The sequence below is a fragment of the Nostoc sp. genome, assembly GCF_036917435.1.
GTDB lineage: Bacteria > Cyanobacteriota > Cyanobacteriia > Cyanobacteriales > Nostocaceae > Nostoc.
In genome coordinates this window covers 63,252-88,398 of sequence record NZ_JBALDM010000031.1, presented here as the reverse complement: position 1 = coordinate 88,398, position 25,147 = coordinate 63,252, and the positions used below count along the sequence as shown (strand labels likewise).

Below are 25,147 nucleotides of genomic sequence, written 5' to 3'. Positions count from 1 at the left end.
CCGCGTCGGAGAGGGGCTGGGGGAGAGGTAAAATTGACGTTAAAATTCTTGTTTTAAAATACTCATCCAGTTTTTTAATAATCATGAATCAACAGCCTTTACCTAATTTAGATAACGATTCAGAAATTGCCATTATTGGCATATCTTGTCGTTTCCCCAAAGCCAAAAACATTGCAGAATTTTGGCATAATCTCCAAGAAGGTATAGAGTGTATTTCCTTTTTTAACTCTCAAGAACTAGTTTCCTCTGGTGTAGATCCTGAGTTATTGAATAACACCAACTACGTCAAAGCTAATAGTGTGCTATCAGACATAGATATGTTTGATGCTTTCTTTTTTGACATCAGCGCTAGAGAAGCTGAAATGATCGATCCGCAACATCGGATTTTCTTAGAACAAGCTTGGGAAGCGATTGAAAATGCAGGTTATGACCCTCAAACTTACAAGGGTTCCATTGGTGTCTACGCTGGTTGTGGCATTAATACTTATTTACTTAATAACCTTTATAAAAAGTTTGATACATCTAAACCGATAGATGATTACAAATATAGACTACTGATTGGCAATGATAAAGATTTTTTATCTACTCGCGTCTCTTACCAGTTAAACCTTAAGGGGCCGAGTATTACTGTTCAAACTGCTTGTTCTACCTCCTTAGTCGCCGTACATTTAGCTAGCCAAAGTTTGTTAAATGGTGAGTGTGATATCGCCTTGGCTGGTGGTGTTGTAGTTAGAGTGCCACAAAAAACTGGCTATTTATATCAAGAGGGGATGATTTTTTCTCCCGATGGACATTGCCGAGCCTTTGATGCCAAAGCAGCTGGGACGATTAGTGGTAGCGGTGTTGGTCTTGTTGTCTTAAAAAGATTAGAAGATGCTCTTGCAGATGGCGATTTTATTCAGGCGGTGATTAAAGGTTCTGCCATAAATAATGATGGTGCGGTAAAAGTTGGTTATACAGCGCCCAGTATAGATGGTCAGACAGCAGTGATCTTAGAGGCTCAAACTGTAGCTGGAATTTCTCCAGAAACAATCACCTATATGGAGGCGCATGGAACCGGTACGCCTTTGGGAGATCCGATTGAAATTACTGCACTTACACAAGCTTTTTCTACTAATACCCAAAACAAGGGATTTTGCGCGATTGGTTCCGTTAAAACCAATGTCGGTCATTTAGATGCGGCGGCTGGTGTCGCAGGTCTGATTAAAACCGTTTTGGCACTCAAACACCAGCAAATCCCCCCAAGCTTACACTTTGAAAGCCGTAATCCCAAAATAGACTTTGCTAACAGCCCCTTTTACGTCAATACCAAACTTTCTGAGTGGCAAACTAAAAGTACACCGCGTCGGGCTGGTGTCAGTTCTTTTGGCATTGGGGGTACGAATGCTCATGTGGTGTTAGAAGAAGCCCCACCACAACAGCCATCTGGAAAATCTCGTCCCTACCAGTTGTTAAGCATTTCAGCGAAAACTAGTTCGGCGCTGGAGTTAGCGATCGCCAATTTGTCTGCACACTTGCAGCAGCACCCCGAACTTAACCTAGCTGATGTTGCTTACACCTTAAGCAAAGGTCGTAAGGCTTTCAACTATAGACGGATGTTTGTTTGTCAGGATATTGCCCAGACACAGCCCTTACTGAGTGAGGTGCAGCCTAGCAAATTTCATGAATCAGGCGATCGCTCAATAACCTTTATGTTTTCTGGGCAAGGTTCGCAGTATGTGAATATGGGGCGAGAACTCTATGAATTAGAGCCAACATTCAGAGAGCAAATAGACAAGTGTGCAGAGATTCTCTTACCTCATTTAGGAGTTGATCTCCGTCATATTCTTTACCCCAATTCCGAAGAAATAGAACAAGCTACACAGCAACTACAACAAACTGCACTTGCTCAACCTGCCCTATTTGTAATTGAATATGCCCTAGCGCAGTTATGGATATCATGGGGAATCCGCCCTGTGGCAATGATTGGTCACAGTATTGGGGAATATGTCGCTGCTGCGATCGCAGGTGTATTTTCCCTAGAAGATGCTTTGGCTATAGTCGCCATTAGGGGTGAATTGATGCAACAGATGCCAAGTGGGAGTATGTTGGCAGTCCCCCTAACAGAGCAACAAATACAACCACTGTTAGGTCAACAACTTTCTTTAGCTGCTGTCAACAGTTTGTCATCCTGCGTTGTTTCCGGCTCCACATTGGCAATTGAAACACTACAACAGCAATTAGCGGCACAAGGCATAGATACTCAGCCTCTTTTCACTTCTCATGCTTTCCATTCAGCGATGATGGAGCCGGTTGTGCAAAAATTTACGCAACGGCTGCAACAGGTACAGCTTCAGCCCCCACAAATTCCTTACATCTCTAATCTGACTGGTACGTGGATTACTGCTAATGAAGCTACCAATCCCGATTACTGGGCGCAGCATCTGCGGCAAACTGTACGCTTTGCTGAAGGTTTAGAAAAGTTATTGCAAGAACCCGCTCAAATTTTATTAGAGGTTGGCCCTGGTTGGACGTTGAGTAAATTAACTAAGCAACATCCAAATAAACATCCTGAACAGGTGGTATTAACTTCATTACACCATCCGCGAGCGCCTCAATCTGACTTAGAGTTATTGTTAAACACATTAGGTTATCTTTGGCTGAATGGGGCACAAGTAAATTGGTCAGGATTTTATGCCCATGAACAACGCTGTCGCCTTCCCTTACCTACATATCCCTTTGAGCGCCAGCGCTACTGGATTGAGCCAGAAAACCCCTCTTCTTCAATAGAGCAAAAAATTCCAGTCTCATTAGACAAAAAGCTAGATATTGCCAACTGGTTCTACATTCCTTCGTGGAAAAGTTCAGTCATACCTAAAGATTCTCACTCAGGTGTTGCTCAGTCGGGATGCTGGTTAGTGTTTGCTGATGAGTGCGGTATAGGTAGCGAATTAGTGAAGCGACTTGCACTAGCAAAAGAAGATGTAGTTACCGTCAGACTTGGGGAGAAATTTAGTTGCAACAGCATACCAGGACAACACCTATATACTATTAACCCTCAAAATCTGGATGACTACGAGGCTTTACTCAATCAACTCCACACATTAAACAAAATTCCTCACAAAATTCTGCATTTGTGGAGTGTTACCGAGAATGATAACGCACCTGCGGAAATAGAGTTTTTTGAGAAAACACAAAATTTAGGATTTTACAGTTTACTATTTTTGGCACAGGCATTGGGCAAAGAGCATCTAGCCGACTCAGTACAAATTTGTGTTGTGTCTAGTAATATGCAGCTAGTTACAGGCGAAGAAGTGCTTTGTCCAGAGAAAGCAACTGTATTGGGGCTTTGTCTCGTTATTCCCCAAGAATACCCGCATATTACCTGCCAAAGTATTGATATTACAATGCCTCTTTCACAGAGTTGGCAAAAAGAAAAGCTGATAGATTGCATTTTATCAGAACTCCTAACAAAATCGGCTGATCCGATTGTTGCCTATCGCGGTCATCGTCGATGGTTACAAACCTTTGAGCCTGTGCAATTAGAAGCACCTGTTCAAGATCAACCTGAGTTGCGAAAACAGGGGGTATACTTAATCACTGGCGGCTTAGGTAACATTGGCTTCGTGCTAGCAGAGTATTTAGCAAAAACTGTAGAGGCGAGATTAATTTTGATTGGGCGTTCGCCTTTTCCAGCTAGAGAAACATGGCAGCAATGGTTGGATACTCACGATACCCAAGATAAAATTAGCCAGCAAATCTGCAAGGTGCAAGCTTTAGAGGCTTATGGTGCAAAGGTTATAGTCAAGAGTGCTGATGTTGCTAACTTAGAACAAATGCAGATGGCGATCGCTACTGCATGTGAGATTTTTGGCGAAATTAATGGTGTCATCCATGCGGCCGGTCTTGTACAGAACCAGTACTTTAAGAATATACAGCAAATAGATAAAGCAGAGTGCGAACAGCAATTTCACGCCAAAGTACACGGTCTATTTGTACTGCAACAAATATTACAGGGTAAAGAACTTGATTTTTGTTTGCTGACCTCATCTTTATCATCTGTTCTCGGTGGACTTGGGTTTGTGGCTTATTCTGCTGCCAATATGTTTATGGATGCCTTTACTCATAAGTGTATTCAATCTAATATGCTACCCTGGTTCAGCGTCAACTGGGATGGCTGGAAAATCCCAGCAGAAAAAGAAAATGTCAGGTTGAGAGCAACATTAGCGTCAGAAGTGATCGCTCCCAACGAAGGGATTGAAGTATTTAAACGTGTTTTATCTAATACGTATCCTCAAGTAGTTGTCTCTACAACAGACCTGAAAGCCAGGATTGACCAATGGATTAAACGAGAACCTTTCAAAAATACTGAATCTGCGAATAAAGTAGCAACTGCATCGCTTTACGCTAGACCGAATTTGAGAAATGAATACATAGCACCTAAGAATGAAATTGAACAGGCGATCGCTAAAGTTTGGCAAGAGGTTCTGGGTATTAATGAAGTTGGACGCTATGACAATTTCTTTGATTTGGGTGGAGATTCTCTTTTGATAGTCCAAGTTCGTAGCAAATTCCAAAAAAGATTAAATATCAACTTCTCAATTAATGATGCCTTCGAGTATTCAACAATTAGTGCTTTAGCTCAATATCTTAGCAAAGACCAGACTCAAGAATCGGTATCTCAACCAATTAATGAACGTGCCGAAAAGCTACAAAAAGCGATCGCCCAAGATGCACAAATGATTGAAAAAAGGAGAAAGGCCCGTGAATAACCCCAAAGGCATAGCTGTTGTTGGCATGGCTGGTCGTTTTCCAGGAGCTAAAAATGTCGATGAGTATTGGCAAAATTTGTGTGCTGGACGGGAGTGTATTTCATTTTTCAGTGATGAGGAATTGCTGGCTTTGGGTGTAGACCAAGCTTTAGTAAATAATCCTAGCTATGTGAAAGCTGGCGCACCAATTTCTGATATTGAAATGTTTGATGCTTCCTTTTTCGGTTTCTCACCCAAGGAAGCTGAGGTGACAGATCCACAACAACGTATTTTTTTGGAATGTGCTTGGGAAGCTCTTGAAAATGCAGGCTATGATTCTGAAGCCTACAAAGGATGGATAGGTGTTTATGCAGGGGGGAACCTCAGTTCATACCTGATAGAAAACTTACTATTAACTAATTTTTACACCCTGGAATCTTTGAGTAGGCAATTTCCTGCTAGTAATGACAAAGACTATATACCTACACGAGTTTCCTACAAGTTAAATCTTAAGGGGCCGAGTCTCAATGTTAGTACAACTTGCTCTACCTCACTAGTAGCAGTTCATCTAGCCTGTCGAGGATTATTAAACTATGAGTGTGATATGGCATTGGCAGGCGGGGTTTCGATCCAAGTTCCACATCACCTAGGTTACTTGTATACAAAAGAAGGGATGACTTCTCCCGACGGTCACTGCCGTGCTTTTGATGCTAATGCTCAAGGGACAGTTATGGGCAACGGAGTCGGTATTATTGTACTCAAAAGATTAGAGGATGCCCTAGCAGAGGGAGACTGTATTTATGCTGTCATTAAAGGTTCATCTATAAATAATGATGGTTCAGCAAAAGTAGGCTTTACGGCTCCTAGTATTAGTGGACAAGCGAAAGTAATTGCTGAGGCTCAGGCGATCGCAGATATTAATCCAGAAACAATTAGCTATATCGAAACCCACGGAACTGGTACTATCTTGGGCGATCCCATAGAAATTAGTGCCCTCAAGAAAGTATTTAATGCTAGTACTCAAAAAAAGGGTTTTTGTGCCATTGGTTCGGTTAAGACAAATGTTGGTCATTTAAATACAGCTTCGGGTGTAGCGGGTCTGATTAAGACTGTTCTGGCACTCAAACATCAAGTTATTCCGCCTAACCTTCACTTTGAAACACCCAATCCCAAAATTGGCTTTGAGGACAGTCCTTTCTACGTCAATACCAAACTTTCTGAGTGGAAAACCAATGGTACACCGCGCCGGGCTGGTGTTAGTTCCTTTGGCTTTGGCGGTACTAATGCTCATGTCGTTCTGGAAGAAGCACCAGTACAAAAGCTATCCGAAAAGTCTCGGACTTGGCAGTTGTTAGTCATTTCAGCCAAAACCGACTCAGCCCTAGAAGTGGCAACTGAAAATTTGAAAAGCCACCTCCAGCAATATCCTCACTTAGATTTAGCTGATGTGGCTTATACCCTTCAAGTAGGTCGCCGGACTTTCGATCATCATCGCTTCGTAGTCTGTCAAGACATGAAAGATGCTGTATCAGCGCTGGCAGCAAACTCACAACGAGTATTGACTCACTACCAAAAGCCCATCCTGCACCCGATCGCCTTTATGTTTTCTGGGCAAGGTTCGCAGTATGTGAATATGGGGCGAGAACTCTATGAATTAGAGCCAACATTCAGAGAGCAAATAGACAAATGTGCAGAGATTCTCTTACCTCACTTAGGAGTTGATCTCCGTCACATCCTTTACCCTAGCGTTGCCCAAACAGAACTTGCCACACAGCAATTACAACAAACTGTACTTGCTCAACCTGCCTTATTTGTAATTGAATATGCCCTAGCGCAGTTATGGATGTCATGGGGAATCCGCCCTGTAGCGATGATTGGTCACAGTATCGGGGAATATGTCGCTGCTGCGATCGCAGGTGTATTTTCCCTAGAAGATGCTTTGGCTATAGTCGCCATTAGGGGTGAATTGATGCAACAGATGCCAAGTGGGAGTATGTTGGCAGTCCCCCTAACAGAGCAACAAATACAACCACTGTTAGGTCAACAACTTTCTTTAGCTGCTGTCAACAGTTTGTCATCCTGCGTTGTTTCCGGCTCCACATTGGCAATTGAAACACTACAACAGCAATTAGCGGCACAAGGCATAGATACTCAGCCTCTTTTCACTTCTCATGCTTTCCATTCAGCGATGATGGAGCCGGTTGTGCAAAAATTTACGCAACGGCTGCAACAGGTACAGCTTCAGCCCCCACAAATTCCTTACATCTCTAATCTGACTGGTACGTGGATTACTGCTGATGAAGCTACCAATCCCGATTACTGGGCGCAGCATCTGCGGCAACCAGTGAGGTTTTCTTTGGGAGTTTCCGAACTGTTGCAACAGTCTGAAAGCATTTTAATAGAAGTTGGCCCGGGGCGATCGCTAAGTACCTTGACCAAACGGCATTTAGAGCCTGGTGCAAAACAGCTTGTGCTTTCTTCCTTGCATCATCCTAAAGAACAACACTCAGATGTTGCCTTTTTATTAAATACATTGGGGCGACTTTGGATAGCTGGCATAGAGATAGATTGGTCGGGTTTTTATGCTCACGAAAATCGTAATCGTCTGCCTCTACCCACTTATCCCTTTGAGCGTCAGCGTTATTGGATTGATAGCAAACCACGATTCTTGTCTGCCCTCGACCATCAAAAACCAGATATTAATGAAACTGACAAAACATCTTCTAGTCAACGCTACTCCAGATTAAACCTTGGTAATCCTTATGTTGCACCAAATAGCGAGTTAGAAATTCAAATTACCGAAATGTGGCAAGAAGTTCTTGGTGTGAAAGAAGTTGGTATTAATGATGATTTCTTTGAATTGGGAGGAGATTCTTTAATTGCCACGAGAATCTTTTCACGTTTGCAAACAACTTTTCCTGTAGAGTTATCAATGGGAAAAATTTTATTTCAAGCTCCCACTGTAGCTCAACAAGCAGAAATGTTAGACCAACTTATTCTTGAAAAAATTGCAGAATTATCTGAAGAAGAAATAAAATCTCTTTTAGCTAATTAATTGATCGCAATTCAGAGAAAAGTTTTAACTCAGGTTTATTTAGAGGATGTTTGAAAATTCATGATTGATGTGTCAAATATTTTTTACCCCACCCTAACCCTCCCCTTATAAAGGGGAGGGAACCGAATTTTCTTGTTTCCCTCCTTTATAAGGGGCGATTAAGGGGGGTAATAATTCGATTAAAATCACAGCCAACCACTTTTCAAACACCCTCTTAGATCAAAACTTCAGAAAATCAAAATTCAGAGAATCAAAATATGGATAAGCAATACTCTAATTTATCATCTGCTAAACAAGCCCTGCTACAAAAAATGAAGGCAGGAGAATTTAAAGTACAGACTATTCCTAAACGCTCTAATTCAGACTCCGCTCCATTATCTTTTTCTCAGCAGCGATTATGGTTTATTGACCAACTTTATTACGGTAGTTCTTTCTACAATCTAGTAGGTGCTATTCATTTAAGAGGTGAACTGAATATCACAGCTTTCCAACAAAGTCTCAACGAAATTCTCAGGCGACATGAAGCATGGCGCACGATTTTTGTCGAAATAGATCGGGAGCCAATGCAGGTAATTATAGCTGAATTAACCTGGGATTTACCTATTGTTAGTCTTGAGCATTTCTCTAACAAAGATTGGGAAGCAGAAGTTCAAAAACTAGCAGTTGAAGAAACTCAAAAATCTTTTGATTTAACTAAAGTACCACTTGTCAGAGCAACTTTACTGCGAGTTAATGAACAAGAGCATATTTTCTTGTTAAATATGCACCACACTATTTCAGATGGCTGGTCTATTGGTGTATTTGTGCAGGAATTAGCAACGCTGTATGCTGCATTTACTAAAGGTTTACCCTCACCGTTACCGGAACTTCCGATTCAGTATGGGGACTTTGCAGTTTGGCAGCGCGATCGCTTGCAAGGTGAACTGTTGAGAACGCAACTGAGTTACTGGAAGCAACAACTAGGGGGAGAACTACCTGTACTTCAGCTGCCAACGGATCATCAACGACCTAATGTCGCTACTTTTGTAGGTAAAAAACACTACTTTAAACTTTCTAAAAAATTAACAGCAGCACTCAAAAAATTTAGCAAACAAGAAGAAGCTTCTTTATTCATGACTCTGCTGGCAGCTTTTAACACATTACTTTACCGCTATACAGAACAAGAAGATATCCTCATTGGTACGCCAATTGCTAACCGGAATCGTCCTGAATTTGAAGGAATGCTTGGCTTTTTTGTCAATACATTGATTATACGTACTGACTTAAGTAATAAGCCTAACTTTCGTGAACTTTTAAGTCGGGTACGCGATGTTACTCTTAGTGCTTATGGCCATCAAGATTTACCTTTCGAGAAACTGGTGGAGGAATTACGACCAAAGCGAGATTTAAGAATCAATCCCCTGTTTCAGGTGATGTTTATCCTGCAAAATACCCCAATGCCAGCACACGAGGTTTCTGGTTTAACCTTGAGTCCCTTGGATGTGGATAATGGCACGGCAATGCTTGATATACTGTTGTCAATAGTCGAATATGAGCAGGAATTAAGTGGATTTTTAGAGTACAATACTGATTTATTTGACTCAGTAACTATTGCCCGATTAGTCACAAATTTTCAAACTTTACTAGAAAGCATTATTGTCGAACCAAATCAGCAGATTTCGGAACTACCTTTATTAACTGCTAATGAGCGATCGCAAATAGTAACTGAGTGGAATAATACGACAAAAAATTATCCCCAATCGACTCTCCATGAATTATTTGAACAGCAAGTTCAACAATCACCTCATGCTTTGGCATTAATTGATAAATCAGAACATATAACCTTTGAACAGCTAAACCAAAGGGCCAACCAACTTGCACATTACTTACAAAAGTTAGGAGTGACTACAGAAACCCGCGTCGCCATTTCCCTAGAACGTTCCATCGAATTCGTTATTGGGATTTTAGCTATTTTTAAAGCTGGTGGTGCTTACGTTCCCCTTGACCCAAATTATCCTAGTAATCGTCTAGCTTTCATGCTTGCTGATTGCCAAGCAAATCTATTAATAACTCAACAAAAAATATTAGAAAAGCTGGCTAAATCTGATGTGCTACCTACTAGAACTGTCTGTCTAGATGTTCATCAAGATATTCTGGCACAAGAATCTGTTGAAAATCCTGTTAGCAATACAACACCAGATCATCTAGCATACATACTCTATACTTCAGGTTCTACGGGAACTCCCAAAGGTGTCCTTGGCACTCATAGAGGTACAGTCAATGGTTTGAACTGGCTATGGGAAAATTACCCACCCGCAGCTGATGAAATAGCTTGTCATAAGACTGCCATTAGTTTTGCAGATTCTCTTTGGGAGATTTTCAGCCCTTTAATCCAAGGGCTACCAGCAGTAATTATCCCTGATGCGATTGTCAAGGATACTCGCCTTTTTCTAGAAACCCTTGCTCAATGTAAAGTGACGCGCATTATACTTGTGCCATCATTGCTGCGGCTATTTTTAGAAAGTTACAGTGAGCAAACTAAAAATCTTTCGCACCTCAAAATTTGGATTACAAGTGGAGAAGCAGTGCCTCTGGACTTAACACAAACTTTCTATGAATTGATGCCGTCGGCGAAACTACTCAACTTTTATGGTTTATCTGAAGTTTCTGCCAATGTCATTTGCTGTGATACAAGTTTATTACCAGAAAAAGCAACTAGCGTTTTCATTGGTCGTCCGATAAATAATACACAGGTTTATGTGTTAGATCGTCATTTACAGCCTACTCCGGTAGGAGTTTTCGGTGAACTATATATTAGTGGAGTTCCTTTATCAAGAGGTTATTGGCAGCGTCCAGAACTCAACCAAGAACGGTTTATCGATCACCCTTTTATACCAGGAAGTAAGCTCTACAAAACTGGTGATTTAGTACGTTATCTAAATAATGGTGAACTTGAGTATTTAGGACGCAGCGACAATCAAGTAAAAATTAGAGGTTTTCGGATTGAACTAGGGGAAATTGAAGCGGCGATCGCTCAACATCCCTCTGTTCAACAAGCGGCTGTGATTGTCCGCAATCATGCCCAAGGTGGTGACTATCTTGTGGCTTATGTAGTGACAACCGAACAAAACTTAATCCCCTCGCTGCAAAGTTACCTGAAAGAGAACTTGCCAGATTACATGATCCCGTCAGCCTTAGCGATTTTAGATGCACTCCCGTTAACACCGAGTGGGAAAGTGGATAGGCGATCGCTTTTATCCCTAGATGATGTTCAACCCAACTCTACTGCATCCTTTGTTTCTCCCCGCGATCATTGGGAATTTACTCTGGCGCAGATTTGGGAAAATCTCCTCCAGATAAATCCGATTGGTGTCACAGCCAACTTTTTTGATTTGGGTGGTCATTCGCTGTTAGCAGCACGTTTAATGGCTCAAGTTAACGAGCGTTTTGGGCAAAAACTTTCTTTGTCTGCCCTTTTCCAAGGTGCAACAATTGAGCAGTTAGCTAAGACTATCCGACAACAATTTGGCTCAGGTTCCGGTTCTCCTCTAGTCGCAATTCGGTCTTCAGGTAGCAAAAATCCTTTCTTTTGCATACATCCAGCTGGAGGTACTATCATCACCTATCCAAATTTAGCCCGTGGACTGGATGCAGAACAGCCATTTTATGCTCTGGAACAAAACCCTGTCCAGCAGCAGCCAGAAGTTATTTCTATAGAACAGACAGCTAGTGATTATTTAGAAGCAATTCGTACCGTACAGCCAGAAGGGCCTTATCTTTTAGGGGGTTGGTGTTACGGTGCGATCGTTGCCTTCGAGATGGCGCAACAACTACAAAGGCAAGGCCAGACAATAAGTTTACTTGCCGTACTTGATGCCATAATACCAGACAGTCCAATCCAACCAGCAGATGATGATGATGCCAAATACATAGTTCGTTCAGCCGAGTCGATAAAATACTTATTTGGCATAGATTTGGCAATCTCCTATGAAGAAGTCCTACCACTGTCACCAGATGAACAATTCAAGCTCTTGTTAAAACGACTTCACATCATCAGCGACGCAGAAATGCAGCAACATTTTTGTAGTTACAGACTTTTCAGGACTCATGCCCAAGCTATGCGAGATTATGTCCCGCAAGTCTATCCTAATAAAATTACTCTGTTTAAAGCTAAAGAGACAATTCCCCACGATTTTCAAAGTCCAGAGTTGTACACTGATGACCCGTTGTTAGGTTGGGGCAAATGTTCTGTCCAACAAATTGAGGTGATTGAGGTTCCTGGCAACCATTTTTCGATGTTTAATGACACGCATATTCAAGAATTGAGTAAAGAATTGAGAAAGACTATCAATAAACTCACTTAAGCTGTATGATATTTACTTAAGGTTGACTAAATTTAAATTTTGGCTGTCATCAAACTTTGTTAGCCAGATATGTACTTTCCTGTCTTGAAAATAGACAAAGGAGATTGTCCTGCTGGGTGATAAAAATGTCATTTCCCTAGACTGTTTTCAATAAAGAGAGTCTACTAAAGATGATCTTATGCAACGGTTTTCCCAGCCATTACCATACATCTCACCACAATGAAGAACACTCAAAGTCTGAATAAGCTAGGATTACTCGCCAGTTTGTACATATCACAGTACATTCCGATTATGTTTCTTTTACAAGCTTTGCCAGTGTTCCTGCGTCAGCAGGGAGTGAATCTTGATGCTATCGGTTTACTCTCACTGATAGCTCTACCGTTGATTCTGAAATTTTTGTGGTCTCCTCTGATCGATCGTTATGGCTTTACTCGTTGGGGACATTACCGATTTTGGATTATCTTCTTTCAACTCTTAGTTGCTACTCTGACGGTTGTTTGTGCCTTTTTTGATATTGAGACAAACTTTACTGGTTTGTTAGTTTGTGTATTACTAATGTGTCTGTTTTCTTCAAGTCAAGATATCGCTACAGATGCTTTGGCTGTGGGATTGTTGGAACCACAAGATCGAGGTTTGGGAAATGCAATACAAACTTCCGGTCACAATCTTGGTGCAATGATTGGTGGTGGGGGAATGCTGATCTTGTTCAATTACTGGGGATGGAGAATAAGTCTGCTGCTTTTGGCCGGAGTGATGATTTTAGCACTGATTCCTGTACTGCTACACCAAGAGCAACAAATACCGAATGTGAAAGAATTGCAGACTTCAGGGATCGTTAAGAGTTATTTTAGGACTCTAATCAATCCTTACCGCGATCGCAGAAAATGGAGTTGGTTGTTGATTTTGTCGCTGTATTTGGCTGGTGGCAATATGGCAAACACCATGTTTCGTCCATTATTGGTGGATATTGGGCTATCTTTGGCAGATATCGGTTGGTTAATGGGAGTTGTGAGTCATACTGCGGGAATCATTGGTGCGATCGCTGCTGGTTTTTTGATTGCACCTTTAGGAAGGAAGCGATCGCTAATTTTATTTGGCTTACTTTATGCGATCGCAATGACTGCTTACTTTTTACCAGCCTTTGGCATCACCAATTTGCCGATACTTTACTTGGTAGGTATCAGCGTGCAAATAACTCTTGGTGCAGCAGCTACTACTGTGTTTACTATCATCATGGATAAGAGCCAGTTAGCAACTGCTGGCACAGATTTTACTGTTCAAACTTCATTCCTTTATTTTGGTACTATCGGTGCCTCAGCTATCAGCGGTTTGCTAGCGCAGATAGTTAGCTACAAGGGAGTATTTGCAATCGGCATCGGTATTACTCTCCTCGATATCATGATAATTAATAAAGTTTTTGTCAGTACTGAAACTCAACAGCGATCGCCAGTTATATTTAAATAAAAATTATATTTAATTTCCCATATAATTTTTTACTTAAATCTCAATCAAACAAATATTAAATAAGAACAATTAGTATGACTTGAATGCTTGATGACTCTTTGTAAACTTGACATCTTGTTGAAGATACATCCAAATATCAACCAGATTTTATCTAAAACCAATCAGCAATTCATAATAGTCATGAAACCACCTCAAGGGCCAAAAACTCCTCCTGTATTACAGATGATTCGATTGATGTCTGACCCTCTTGGGTATCTAGAAGCTACAAGTAAACTTTATGGTGACATCTTCACCTTGTCATTAATTGTTGATACACCTACAGTCTTTGTTAGCCATCCAGAGGGAATTAAAGAGATTTACACCAATAAAAATATTGCAGCCCCAGGAGAGTTAAACAGAAATGCGGCTCATACATCAGGAGAAAAAGGAATACTTCAACTCGATGGCTTAAAACACAAAAATCGTCGTCAGATCATGTTGCCCGCCTTTCATGGTACGCGAATACAAGCTTATGGACAACGTATTTATGACCTGACAGATGAGGTTATGAGTAAACAGACAATTGGCAAACCCTTCTCAGCCTACAACACGATGGAAATTTTGACCTTGAAGGTAATTTTGGAAGCTGTGTTGGGCTTGCATGAAGGGGAACAATACGAAAAAATAGAGAAGGAACTGGACTCTTTGCTGAATTCTACGCAGTATCCCTTCTGGGAGTTATCTGTATCTATACCGTTTCTGCGACGTGATTTTGGTTCATGGAGTCCTTGGGGATACTTTCTCCGTATCAAGCAGCGATTACAACAACTGCTTTATGCCGAAATTGATAAATGTCGTCAACAACAAGATTTTTCTAGCAATAATCTCCTCTCATTACTAGTTTCAGCTAAAGATGAAGCCAATGAACCTCTAAGCAATGAAGAGATACATGACCTCATGCTTGCACCTTTATTTGCTGGACGTGATGCAACTACAGCTGCAATTAGCTGGTCTTTGTACTGGACTCATCATCTACCCGCAGTTCGTGAGAAATTGCTCCAAGAACTCAACAGCCTTGGAGAGTCACCAGATATTATGAGTATCGTCCGATTACCTTACCTCAGTGCTGTCTGCAATGAAGCCCTGAGACTCTATCCGACTCAAGTATTTACTTTTCCTCGACGGGTAGAATCAACAATCGAGTTGATGGGCTATGAATTGAGTCCTGGTACAGTGGTAATTGGGAATATTTATCTGACTCATCAAAGAGAGGATTTATACCCAGATGCCAAGCAATTTAGACCAGAGCGATTTCTAGAAAAGCAATTCTCTCCCTACGAATTTTTCCCCTTTGGTGTTGGTGAGCGTTACTGTATGGGTGCTACTTTGGTCATATTTGAAATGAAACTAGTATTGGCAAAGATTATTTTAGGATACCAATTAGAACTAGCGACTCAGAAACCAGAACGGCCCAAGCGCAATGGTATTAACTTCCTTCCTGCCAGTGGCTTGAAAATGGTTTTGCTCGGACAGCGCTCAGGAACTACTAGCAATTCATTACCAATACAGTTGGCTACTAACGTTAATCATTAATGTGAGACTACTTTTTTCATCTAATATTTTGCGATCAATATTGGATTGCTATCAACAGTAAGATAAAAGAGAAAAACTCTATGATCAATATCATCGAAAAACTAGAACAATCATATTGCATAATCCAAATTGGTGAGGAAGTGACTGAACAGGATGCTCAAAAATATCTTACTCGCTTTACACATCTCGTCAATCATCAAGAGCGCATAGGCTTTGCTTTTCAATACCTGGGTAGTAAGCCTCGAAAATCGAAAGCTGGCGAAAAAATGGAAAGTGATTGGCTGCGTGTACACAAGAAAGAACTTGAGAAATATTGCTTGGGTATAGCTATGATTACTTCTCCTAGTATGGAGTCTTTCCTAAAACGAATAATCTTGAAAGGAGCAGGAAAGCGTGTATTTGGATGCGATTGCGAACTATTTTATAGTTTAGATAAAGCAGAAGAATGGTTTAGAATTCGTTGTAGTCAAAGTATATGATAGCGGGGAAATTTGGACACAGTTTTTAAAATAAGTTTAAGCGTGTAGGCGAAAGATAGATTTTCATAGTCTTTTCTGTACATCTATAGGAATTTATAAAGCTTTCTGTTTGGTTGTGTCTAAGCTTGGCTTTGATATGTCTACATTATTTTTGTTTAAGTATACCGATATGTTTTTCTATTGGCAATGCGATCGCACTAGTACAGGTAGGCGTAAATAAACCACCCATTCCAAATCTTTGAAAAGCTCGCTGTACGAGTTTATTCATTTCATACTTCAGCCTTTTTGTACTAGCTTGATACCAGCTTAATTTCTAAAAATTACCAACTCAGAATACCGATGAAACTACCTCAAGGACCGAAAACTTCAGCTTTCTTAAACAATATTAAATTCGGATCTGATCCTTTAGGCTATATGGATGCTCTTGCCAAGGATTATGGCGATATCTGCACCATAAATTTTGGTCATACACCGACAGTTTTAGTGAGCAACCCAGACGGAATTAAGCAGATTTTTACCAAAACGAAGGAGATTACAGCTCCTGGTAAGTTACAACAAATTGTAGCTCCCTTAATAGGGAACAATGGATTACTCCTGCTTGATGGACTGCGCCACCAACATCGACGGAAACTGATGATGCCTGCCTTTCATGGTGCGCGTATTCATTCCTACGGACAGCAAATCTGTGAACTGACAAAAACAGTCATCAAAGAGCAAGCAATTGGTCAATCTTTTTTACTATTCCCTACTATCCAAACTATTACCCTACAAGTACTGATAAAAGTTTGGTGTGGTTTGAATGAAGGAGAACGTTACCAACAACTTATACAAGCAATTCCAGCTTTGTTAAATTTCGCCAGAACTCCTTTGTGGGAAATCTTTGCATCTTTACCTCCACTACAACGGGATTTAGGTCGATGGAGTCCGTGGGGATACTTTCTTAGTCTCCAACGACAATTGGATGATTTGCTCTATGGAGAAATTAACGAACGTCGCCAAAAATCAGACTTGCTTCCCACTAATCTGCTTTCGGAACTTATATTGGCTCGTGATGAAACAGGTGAACAGCTAACAAATCAAGATATGCGGGATCTCTTTCTCACATTACTACTCGGTGGTCGAGATGCGGCAGCCACAGGAATTTCTTGGTTATTATACTCGACTCATCATGTGCCTACAGTCCGTGAGAAATTGCTCCAAGAACTAGATAGCCTTGGTGAATCTCCAGATCCGATGAGCATTGTTCAATTGCCTTACTTAAATGCTGTCTGTAATGAAGCACTACGACTTTATCCAACTCAGCTAGTTACATTACCAAGGCTAGTGGAATCTCCAATTGAAGTAATGGGCTATGAGTTAAGTCCAGGTACATTGTTAAGAGTTGGTATTTATTCAACGCATCAACGCGAAGACTTGTATCCACAACCTCAAGAATTTAAGCCCGAACGCTTCTTAGAAAAACAATTCTCTTCTTATGAATTTCTACCTTTTGGTGGAGGTACCCGTCGCTGTCCTGGTGAAGCTTTAGCTATGTTTGAAATGAAGCTGGTATTGGCAACAATATTGTCACATTATCAACTATCTCTAGCTTCACAAGAACCAGTAAAACCACAACGTCGCGGTGCTAATTTTCCTCCGGCTTCGTTGAAGATGATAATGCTTGGTCAGCGTCAAAAACAAGAGCGATCGCCAGAGTTACTCGCCAACTTAATTTAGTGCGCGAACACATCTATTTGTTAATCTGATTATTTTTAGTAAGCATTTTAGTGCTTATAAAATAAGAACTTGCTGTTAATTAAGAACATTCCCGACTCAAAATCCTCTTCCCATTTGGTAGTTGATACATTCCTTGCGGTTCGACAATCGGGTCGCCAATTTTCCATTTGGGAGGGGTAACATTACTTATAGGCGAATTGTTTTTACTAGGTACAGACCGCAAAATTCCAGTAGGATACGGTGGAAGGGGTGCATCACCAGGACGTTCAGGTAAGCCACCAGAACCTGTAACAAAAAAAGTCCCACCTGGTTGATTTTTGCGTCTAGCAATGCAACTATTAGCAATTATTGCGTTAGTATCAATCACATTTTTCGGGAGTTCTGTCAAACTGTTTTGCAGAAAGCTGATGTCAGGTACTCCCGTAATGGTTCCAGAAACTGCACCGCTAGCATTGACATCGACTTGTTGATTGCCATCAAGCTTGTTGATAGTAGCAACATCAGTGGTGAATGGAGTAGGGCGATAAAGCGGAGAACTGAGAAATGCGCTGGTATTAAACCTAATATCGCCGCCTTTGCCATCACGCGCAAATGAGAGAATATCACTGTCATTAAGGGCAATAATTGAGTTAGCAGTGAGGGTAATATTACCGCCTCCACCAGCACCATTAAAAACATTTGTGCGAATGTCACTATTACCAAAAAGATGGATATTTTTGGCAGTAAGATTGATGCTTCCTCCAGAAGATTGTATAGAGGATGTCAGGATTTGACTATTAGTTGCACTGAAGTTTTTTGCAATACTCAAATTGATATTACCTGCTTTGCCTGTGCCTTGACTCAGTGCCGCAATTTGTGAATTATCAGTTAACTCAACTGCGTTAGCTTTCAGGATTAAATTACCTCCATCCCCTGAACTTGTAGTTTGGGTTGAAAGTACTGAACCATCGCTAGCAATGAATTCTCCTGTTTGTATGGTGAGAGTTCCGGCTTTTCCTGCACCTTGAGTTTCAGTTGATATCAGGTTATGACGGTTTTTGTCAGTAGATGATATACCAGTCATTACTAATGATTTTGTCGCCCGAATATTGATATTTCCAGAATTTGACTGACCGAGATTTTGTGTATTCTGCAAATTAATATTATTAATTAATTGTGGTAATATAGCAAGTATATTCTGCTGAACTACTGGATCTAAAGAATTATTTATTTTCGCTAAAATATCTAAATAACTGTTGCTGATAGGGTCAAAACTACTATTAATTAATTGGCCACCATCACTTATATTGAAATTATCGGTTTCGATATTAATATTACCGCCTGATGCAGCACTAAAAGAAGTACCAGATATTTCACTATTTGACAAATTGATAGAATCGGAAATTTTGAGCGTTATATCACCGGGATTTCCTTGTCCCAAAAAGCTGATAGTTGCAATAGCTGATACATTTTTCAGATTTAACGTTTTAGCAGAAATCATAATATTTCCTCCAGCACCTTGAGTAGTTGAGTTACCTAACCCAAAAGAGGAAGTAGATAATGTACTATTATTCAAGTTGACAGAATTAGTAGCTTGTATTGATACATTACCTGCATTACCCTGTCCGCCATAAGTTCCAGTGACAACAGCAGCCAAATTCATGTTCAAGTTTTCTGTATTAATTAAAATATCTCCGCTATTTCCAGCCCCGTCTGTATTTGTCCCAATGACAGGAATACCAGTAACACCAGACATATTGAGGTTTTGGGTATTAATGATAATATCTCCGCCCTTTCCAGCAGCTTCTGTATTTGTATCGATGCCAGAAGCACCAGACATATTGAGATTTTGGGTATCAATGATAATATTTCCGCCCGTTCCAGCAGCATATTTAAGTGTATCAATATGAGATTCTTCAGAAATATCTAACTGTGATGCTTGAATTTTTATGTCTCGGCTATTTTGATTACTAAGGCTTCCTGAACCAATTTCAGATTGTCCAGCAATTTTGATATTATTACCTACTAACTGAATTTCACCACCAACAAAAGCATAAGTATTGATGAGTGCTTGATTAGTTAAAAAAATATCTGCTTTAGCAACATTTGTCGGGAATATTAAATCGAGATTATCCCCATTTATATTTAATCCAACACTACCCTTTTCAGCCAATCCTCCTACTTCAACTTTTCCAGCAAAAGCTGTGATTATGCCTCCATCCAAAATGACATTACCGCCTAAGAATAATATGCTTTTACCATAGTAAGCAGTAATTCCTGTACTTGCATTTGAATAAATATTTGCTCCTCTTGACTGATTAATAATTGATGCAGGTTGTATTTGATTAAACAAAAAAGCCGAAGGGTTAATCGTTAAAAGTTGCGGAACTTCGGGAGTAGAAGCGCTGAAAATTCCTTGGTTATTAAACTGTACAGCATCGGCAGTGGTAGCAACGAATGAACCACCAACATTTAGGCTACCATTTTTACCAAAAATAATGCCATTGGGATTAATTAAAAATAAATTGGCGTTGGAAGGAGTAAAGTCACTTTTAAGAGTACCCAAAACGCCAAAAATCTCAGAAGGGTTTTTTCCTGTCACCCGTGCCAAAATATTTTGAATGTCAGCGCTAGGAATAATAAAATAAGCACTTCGTCCTTCGCTGACATTAAACTCCCGAAAGCTGTGGAATAAATTAGCACCTCTAATTGCTCCTCCTTGAATTAATTCTATCGGCAGACCAAAGAAGTTTTGTTGCACTAGAGAACTTTCGGATTTAAGAGTATCATCTGGAACAATATTGCTACTCTGAGCTAAGACTGATTTTCCAGGTACAATCCAAACCAGCCAACTTATTAGACCTAGTTGTGTGAGAATCTTTATAATTTTTTGCACGATTTATGATTGCGCGAAAGTATTAAGATCCCCGACTTCTTAAAGAAGTCGGGGATCTGATTGATTATTCAGAGTAAATATACTAAATTATAGCTAAAATACAAAACTATCTTTATAAAATCTTTACCGTAAATGTACTGTGCTAAAATTTCAGCCTATAAGTAAAATTTTTTTGATCGGAAATAAAAATCATAAATTCAGAGTGCCTGGTTGGCTACTATCTATATTTCTGTGTAGTTTGACATTTTGCTTATGGCTGGGTAATTTACCAAAAACAATCACGCCACTGGAATTTGCAGGAGTAGTCAGCGCCCAGTCTCCTGATGAAAATCAACTGGTACAGCAAGGGCTTGAACTTTACCAAGTTGGAGATGTGAAAGCAGCTATTACTATCTGGGAGAAAGCTGTAAATATTTACCAACAAAATCACAATGCTGCGACAGAAGTGATTGTTCGAGAAAACTTGGCGCGGGTTTATCAGGAAATTGGACAAAGCGAACAAGCAATTATCCACTGGAAGCAAGTTATTGCTTACTATCGCCAAGTGGAAAATTTGCAGCAAGTGGGGCGATCGCTCACCGAACTTGCCCAGGTGTATAGTAGTTTAGGACAACCCTTGCAAGCGATCGCACTTTTATGCAATCCTGATCAAAAAAGTAATTGCAGCAGTGACAGCGCTTTAGAAATTGCCCAAATTCATAAAGATTTCATCGGTGAAGCCGCAGCTTGGGGAAGTTTGGGTGATGCTAATCGACTGACAGGAGATTATAAGTCAGCCATCATACATCTCGAAAAAAGTCTAAATATTGTTAATAAATTTAATATATCTGCGTTGCGTGTTTCAGTTCTTAATAGTTTGGGTAATGCACATATTAGTCAGGCTTTAGTTAAGCATCGACAAGCAGATTCAGCGAAACAAAGGGGTGATGATGGGAAAAAACTCTTGGATGATGCTCAACAAGAAGATACCACGGCTTTGAATTACCTGCGGCAAAGTTTAGATTTAGCCAGCATTCAGAATGATGTTGCAGGTGAAATGCGATCGCACTTACAAATCATCCCCACATATTACCGCCAAAATGCCACCACTAAGGCAGCAAGCAGCCTACAACAAGCAATTAACCTTCTAGAACGTCTGCCTGAAAATCGAAGGCGTGTGTATGCAGCTATCGACTTGGTGCATTTATTGGAACCTATTACCAGTGAAGCAAAATCGTTTAGAATTAGCTGTCTGAAACCTGATGCATTAGTTAAAGCAACATCCCTACTCAATCAAGCAGTGACAATAGCCCATAGAATCGAAGATTTTCGGGCTGAATCATTTGCTTTTGGAGAACTAGGACACATATATGAATGTCGCCAAGAATACTCAAAAGCTCTGGAAATTACCCATAAAGCCAGATTAGCGGCCGAACAAGGCTTAAAAGCACAGGATAGTTTATATCTGTGGGAGTGGCAAACAGGACGCATTTTACAAGCCTTGGGAAAACCAGATGCAGCGATTTGGGCTTATGAACGAGCAACTAACACTCTAGAGACTATTCGTCGTGATATTTTAACGGCAAATCGAGATATTCAATTTGATTTTCGAGATACGATTGAGCCAATTTACCGCGAGTTAGTAGGATTGAGATTGAGTTTGGAAGAATCACGACAAACTGCAAATAAATCGTTAGTTTCCCAAGATAGTAAACATAATTTGGATTCGATTCTCACGACGATGGACTCGCTAAGATTAGCAGAATTACAAAACTATTTTGGTAACGATTGTGTTATTGTTTCATCTCAGCAAAAAAACATTGCAGAAATTGCTAATCAGACAACTGCTTTTATAAACACTATTATCTTGGAAAATAAGACTGCAGTAGTTTTAACCCTGCCAAAAGGTCAAAATTATGTGAAGTCGATTTCTATTAAACGAGAAGATTTTATCAAGAATATAAATACATTTCGCAGAAGTTTAGAAGCACTGCGTGATGCTCATATTGACTATGACACTACAATAGCAAAACAAATCTATGATTGGTTAATTGAGCCTTTTACTAAAGAACTCCAGCAGTTTAATATTAAAACATTAGTATTTGTGCAAGATGGCATATTACGAAGTGTCCCGATGGCTGCACTTTTTGATGGCAATAAATATTTGATTCAAAAATATGCGATCGCCACAATTCCCACTTTAAACCTGACTGATATTAAACCTTTAGATAGACAAGAATTGCGGGTACTTGCATTGGGTTTAACTGTCAATGCTACTATTGATGGTCAGATATTAGCACCCCTTGCTGATGTTAGTAAAGAAATAGATGGAGTCTTAGCGAGCATTCACGGAAAGAAACTACTTAATGATGATTTTACCAGCGATCGCCTAAATCAAGAACTCGATAAACAAGCCTATGCAATTATCCACATTGCCACACATGGCAAATTTGGGGCTGTTCCAGAAGATACATTCATTGTCACAGGTAAAAATGAGAAACTCTCATTTCAGAAATTAGAAGAGCAAATTCGTAAAGTTACTCGCAATAATAAGTTATTAGAACTATTAACCTTAACTGCTTGCCAAACAGCAGCAGGAGATGAACGTTCTGCACTAGGATTAGCAGGAGTTGCAGTCCAGGCGGGAGCGAAAAGTGCCTTAGCATCTCTGTGGGCAATTCAAGATAACTCTACAGCAACAATTGCCATTAATTTCTATAATAAATTGTTAAATAATCCTAGTATAAGTAAAGCAGAGGCTTTGCAATCTGCTCAAATAGAATTGATTACAGGAAAGATAGGAGCAGGGCAATTTACTCACCCTGTTTACTGGTCGCCTTTAATTTTAATAGGAAATTGGTTGTAGAGATGAGTGTCTGCTCATTCACAGATTCCCGACTTATTCAAGAAGTCAGGAATCTAAATTGATAAATCAAGTGTAGCACTAGTCCCAAACAGTCTTTAAATTACGAATTACGAATTACGAGTTATCAATTACTTTAAGGCTTGTTCAGCATTTATAATTTGTTGCAGTCGTAAAACTTGTTGGTCTAAATCTTGCTTATGGTTTGGTTCTGTAACTTTGCCACTTGCTTCTTTTTCTAACTGACTGAGTTCTGCCAATAAATTTAAAATAGATGCTTTATTTTGAGGATTATTGAGTGTTTCAGTTAGTGCATCATACCACAATCCTTGTTCAGCATATAAATCTGAACGTTTCCAGAATTCTTTTGTCTGCGAAATCTGATTTTTTAACTTAGGTGATATGGCGACAACTTCAATTTCAGCACTAGCAATTAAATCCTCTGAAGGATGGTTCGGGTTACATAACAAAGCGACTTGCCATAAATACCTTTGTCCCACCGCTAGACTAATTTGTTTATCAGCAAGCGAAAATGTCATGATTCCTGGCGAACTTTGCATTGGTATTTTGCCAATCTGATGAGGTTTGCCGTTTACATACTTATAAAGACTAAATTCAATATCCCGACTTTGAGAATTTGGTACAAACCAAGCAAATGTCGGTTGCAAAGAAACCGTTTGTCCAACATAAGCAAAAGGAGCAAGTACTGTGAGACTTGTCTTTTCATTTCCCGTACATTCATTAGTTCTACTACTATTTGAACCTGTAGGGGTTCTAGGACTAGAAGGATTTGGAGGTGATTTGTAGGTGGCTATGGCTGTAGTTGCCAGTGTTAAATATAGTATAAAAGTGCAACTAAGCAGCAGTTTGCTAGTCAAAGATTGTCGAATGACGCAGAAATACTTACTCATGGCTACTGGTGTGCGATCGCAGACTATATTAGCGTTTCAATCAGTTGAAAATTACTATCTAAGAATTATACTTGTATCTAGAACCACCCGAATAACTAAGCCACAAGCAATTAACTGAATCAAGTCAAACCAACAAAGTCCTGAAGATTTCCAGAACAATAACGGAAACCTGAGCAAAAATTGAGCGATCGCTAAAGCTACAATTAAAATTCCCGCTTTATTAAAAGCGAAGGCAGCATCTAGATCAAAATGATACAGAGAAACAACACTTCGTGTTAAACCGCAACTTGAACAGGGTACATGGGGATAATTTGTGGCAATATAACTTGGAACCGTAGGTAACTCGAAGGGGAGATAAGGCTCTACCTCGCCGGGAATAGAAACCCCAAGCGGGTAGAGTAAAAAAATCACAGCGAGTATAAGTAAGCCGTAGTTGACATATCGATACTCTCTGTAGATGTCCGGTAAGAACTTAAAGAAATTCACAATTACAACGATTATTGCTTTTTAACGTCTTTGTTGAAGGCCTTGCTGAAGACCATCTTGAATGCTATGAGTAGCACCATTTAATGCAACAATTTGAGTACCAGAAATTACTAGACCAATACAACTGATAGTAAGTGCTACTAAGGGAAACACCTTCGACTCTGCCTTGGAGTAAGCCAAGTAAGTAGCTATTCCAGCTAAAACAGAAGATGGCAATGCCAGCCAGATGGCAAATGTTCCAAGGCATGGAATGAAGGATGCTAACAAACCTATAATTCCAAAAACTAGCGAAATTACCGACATTACTGTAGTTGCGGCTGAGGCTTCCTTTGCCATATCTCATACTCCTTATGGTTAAGTGAACAAATAATTGGACAAAAACTGATTCGTGTTCGTAGACTTGTTGTTGTGGTGTTGCAAAGAAATAAGTGTAAATTTCATTGCGATCGCGTTTAATTAATACAATAAATAATTGACCTGAGAATTTGCTAGCCGTTTCTGCTAATTAGATTGCACCTTTGTGCCAATCTGGTTGCATATCGTTGCCATTGCAATCCAACGTTTGTACATAGGGTATTTGTATGGCGTTGAATATGGTAAGATATCAAAAATTATTGGCATGATGCGATCGCCACAACCCAAATCACATATTGCCGAATTTTTTCTACCCATAC

General features: G+C 40.0%; 14 protein-coding genes. 8 read left to right on the top strand and 6 right to left on the bottom strand.

Features of this window, described 5'->3' with window-relative positions; translation table 11 throughout:
* The first annotated feature begins 83 nt into the window (after positions 1–83).
* The 6 genes from V7K98_RS13340 (at position 84) to V7K98_RS13315 (ending at position 15,643) form a co-directional block, all read left to right on the top strand.
* Positions 84–4,751, top strand: a complete 4,668-nt coding sequence (locus V7K98_RS13340; RefSeq protein ID WP_335022467.1) for a type I polyketide synthase — start codon at positions 84–86, stop codon at positions 4,749–4,751.
* Positions 4,744–7,785, top strand: a complete 3,042-nt coding sequence (locus tag V7K98_RS13335; protein ID WP_335022465.1) for a type I polyketide synthase — start codon at positions 4,744–4,746, stop codon at positions 7,783–7,785. The genes V7K98_RS13340 and V7K98_RS13335 overlap by 8 nt, the downstream gene beginning before the upstream one ends.
* 257 nt (positions 7,786–8,042) lie before the next feature.
* On the top strand, positions 8,043–12,128 hold the full coding sequence (locus V7K98_RS13330) for an amino acid adenylation domain-containing protein (protein WP_335022463.1): 4,086 nt from the start codon (positions 8,043–8,045) through the stop codon (positions 12,126–12,128).
* 219 nt (positions 12,129–12,347) lie between these two features.
* A complete protein-coding gene (locus V7K98_RS13325; RefSeq protein ID WP_335022461.1) occupies positions 12,348–13,592 on the top strand; it encodes an MFS transporter in 1,245 nt (414 codons plus the stop codon).
* Positions 13,593–13,772: 180 nt separating this feature from the next.
* On the top strand, positions 13,773–15,164 hold the full coding sequence (locus V7K98_RS13320) for a cytochrome P450 (RefSeq protein WP_335022459.1): 1,392 nt from the start codon (positions 13,773–13,775) through the stop codon (positions 15,162–15,164).
* Between the two features lie 80 nt (positions 15,165–15,244).
* Positions 15,245–15,643 (top strand): hypothetical protein, encoded by a 399-nt coding sequence (locus V7K98_RS13315; protein WP_335022457.1) that lies wholly within the window; start codon positions 15,245–15,247, stop codon positions 15,641–15,643.
* A gap of 145 nt (positions 15,644–15,788) precedes the next feature.
* Here V7K98_RS13315 and V7K98_RS13310 read toward each other — a convergent pair whose 3' ends face one another.
* The gene (locus V7K98_RS13310; RefSeq protein WP_335022455.1) at positions 15,789–15,911 is read right to left on the bottom strand and encodes a hypothetical protein; all 123 of its coding nucleotides are present in this window, start codon (positions 15,909–15,911) and stop codon (positions 15,789–15,791) included.
* 71 nt (positions 15,912–15,982) lie between these two features.
* On the opposite strand from V7K98_RS13310, the gene V7K98_RS13305 reads away from it, so the two are divergent.
* Complete coding sequence (locus V7K98_RS13305; RefSeq protein WP_335022453.1) at positions 15,983–17,359, top strand: cytochrome P450; 1,377 nt, start codon at positions 15,983–15,985, stop codon at positions 17,357–17,359.
* Positions 17,360–17,438: 79 nt separating this feature from the next.
* On the opposite strand, the gene V7K98_RS13300 is transcribed toward V7K98_RS13305, so the two are convergent.
* Complete coding sequence (locus tag V7K98_RS13300) at positions 17,439–20,234, bottom strand: two-partner secretion domain-containing protein (RefSeq protein WP_335022451.1); 2,796 nt, start codon at positions 20,232–20,234, stop codon at positions 17,439–17,441.
* A 202-nt stretch (positions 20,235–20,436) separates the two neighbouring features.
* On the opposite strand from V7K98_RS13300, the gene V7K98_RS13295 reads away from it, so the two are divergent.
* On the top strand, positions 20,437–23,079 hold the full coding sequence (locus tag V7K98_RS13295; protein WP_335022449.1) for a CHAT domain-containing protein: 2,643 nt from the start codon (positions 20,437–20,439) through the stop codon (positions 23,077–23,079).
* A gap of 128 nt (positions 23,080–23,207) precedes the next feature.
* Here V7K98_RS13295 and V7K98_RS13290 read toward each other — a convergent pair whose 3' ends face one another.
* The 4 genes from V7K98_RS13290 to V7K98_RS13275 all read right to left on the bottom strand — a co-directional run bounded on the left by V7K98_RS13290 (position 23,208) and on the right by V7K98_RS13275 (position 25,145).
* Positions 23,208–23,987 carry a DUF928 domain-containing protein gene (locus V7K98_RS13290; protein WP_335022448.1) on the bottom strand — a complete coding sequence of 260 codons (780 nt, stop codon included), beginning with the start codon at positions 23,985–23,987 and terminating at the stop codon, positions 23,208–23,210.
* Positions 23,988–24,041: 54 nt separating this feature from the next.
* Entirely contained in the window at positions 24,042–24,473 is a 432-nt protein-coding gene (locus V7K98_RS13285) for a DUF2752 domain-containing protein (protein ID WP_335022446.1), read from the bottom strand.
* A 21-nt stretch (positions 24,474–24,494) separates the two neighbouring features.
* Positions 24,495–24,809: a hypothetical protein gene (locus tag V7K98_RS13280; protein ID WP_335022444.1), complete on the bottom strand. Its 315-nt coding sequence runs from the start codon at positions 24,807–24,809 to the stop codon at positions 24,495–24,497.
* Positions 24,810–24,974: 165 nt separating this feature from the next.
* Positions 24,975–25,145, bottom strand: a complete 171-nt coding sequence (locus tag V7K98_RS13275; protein WP_335022442.1) for a hypothetical protein — start codon at positions 25,143–25,145, stop codon at positions 24,975–24,977.
* Positions 25,146–25,147: the final 2 nt, after the last annotated feature.

What these genes read in the sequence shown, in the direction of transcription:
- V7K98_RS13315 (WP_335022457.1), top strand. Translation starts at nt 15,245, where the DNA reads ATGATCAATATCATCGAAAAACTAGAACAATCATATTGCATAATCCAA.
- V7K98_RS13325 (WP_335022461.1), top strand. Translation starts at nt 12,348, where the DNA reads ATGAAGAACACTCAAAGTCTGAATAAGCTAGGATTACTCGCCAGTTTG.
- V7K98_RS13275 (WP_335022442.1), bottom strand. Translation starts at nt 25,145, where the DNA reads ATGGGTAGAAAAAATTCGGCAATATGTGATTTGGGTTGTGGCGATCGC.
- V7K98_RS13305 (WP_335022453.1), top strand. Translation starts at nt 15,983, where the DNA reads ATGAAACTACCTCAAGGACCGAAAACTTCAGCTTTCTTAAACAATATT.
- V7K98_RS13340 (WP_335022467.1), top strand. Translation starts at nt 84, where the DNA reads ATGAATCAACAGCCTTTACCTAATTTAGATAACGATTCAGAAATTGCC.
- V7K98_RS13310 (WP_335022455.1), bottom strand. Translation starts at nt 15,911, where the DNA reads ATGAATAAACTCGTACAGCGAGCTTTTCAAAGATTTGGAATGGGTGGT.
- V7K98_RS13280 (WP_335022444.1), bottom strand. Translation starts at nt 24,809, where the DNA reads ATGGCAAAGGAAGCCTCAGCCGCAACTACAGTAATGTCGGTAATTTCG.
- V7K98_RS13330 (WP_335022463.1), top strand. Translation starts at nt 8,043, where the DNA reads ATGGATAAGCAATACTCTAATTTATCATCTGCTAAACAAGCCCTGCTA.
- V7K98_RS13320 (WP_335022459.1), top strand. Translation starts at nt 13,773, where the DNA reads ATGAAACCACCTCAAGGGCCAAAAACTCCTCCTGTATTACAGATGATT.
- V7K98_RS13290 (WP_335022448.1), bottom strand. Translation starts at nt 23,987, where the DNA reads ATGAGTAAGTATTTCTGCGTCATTCGACAATCTTTGACTAGCAAACTG.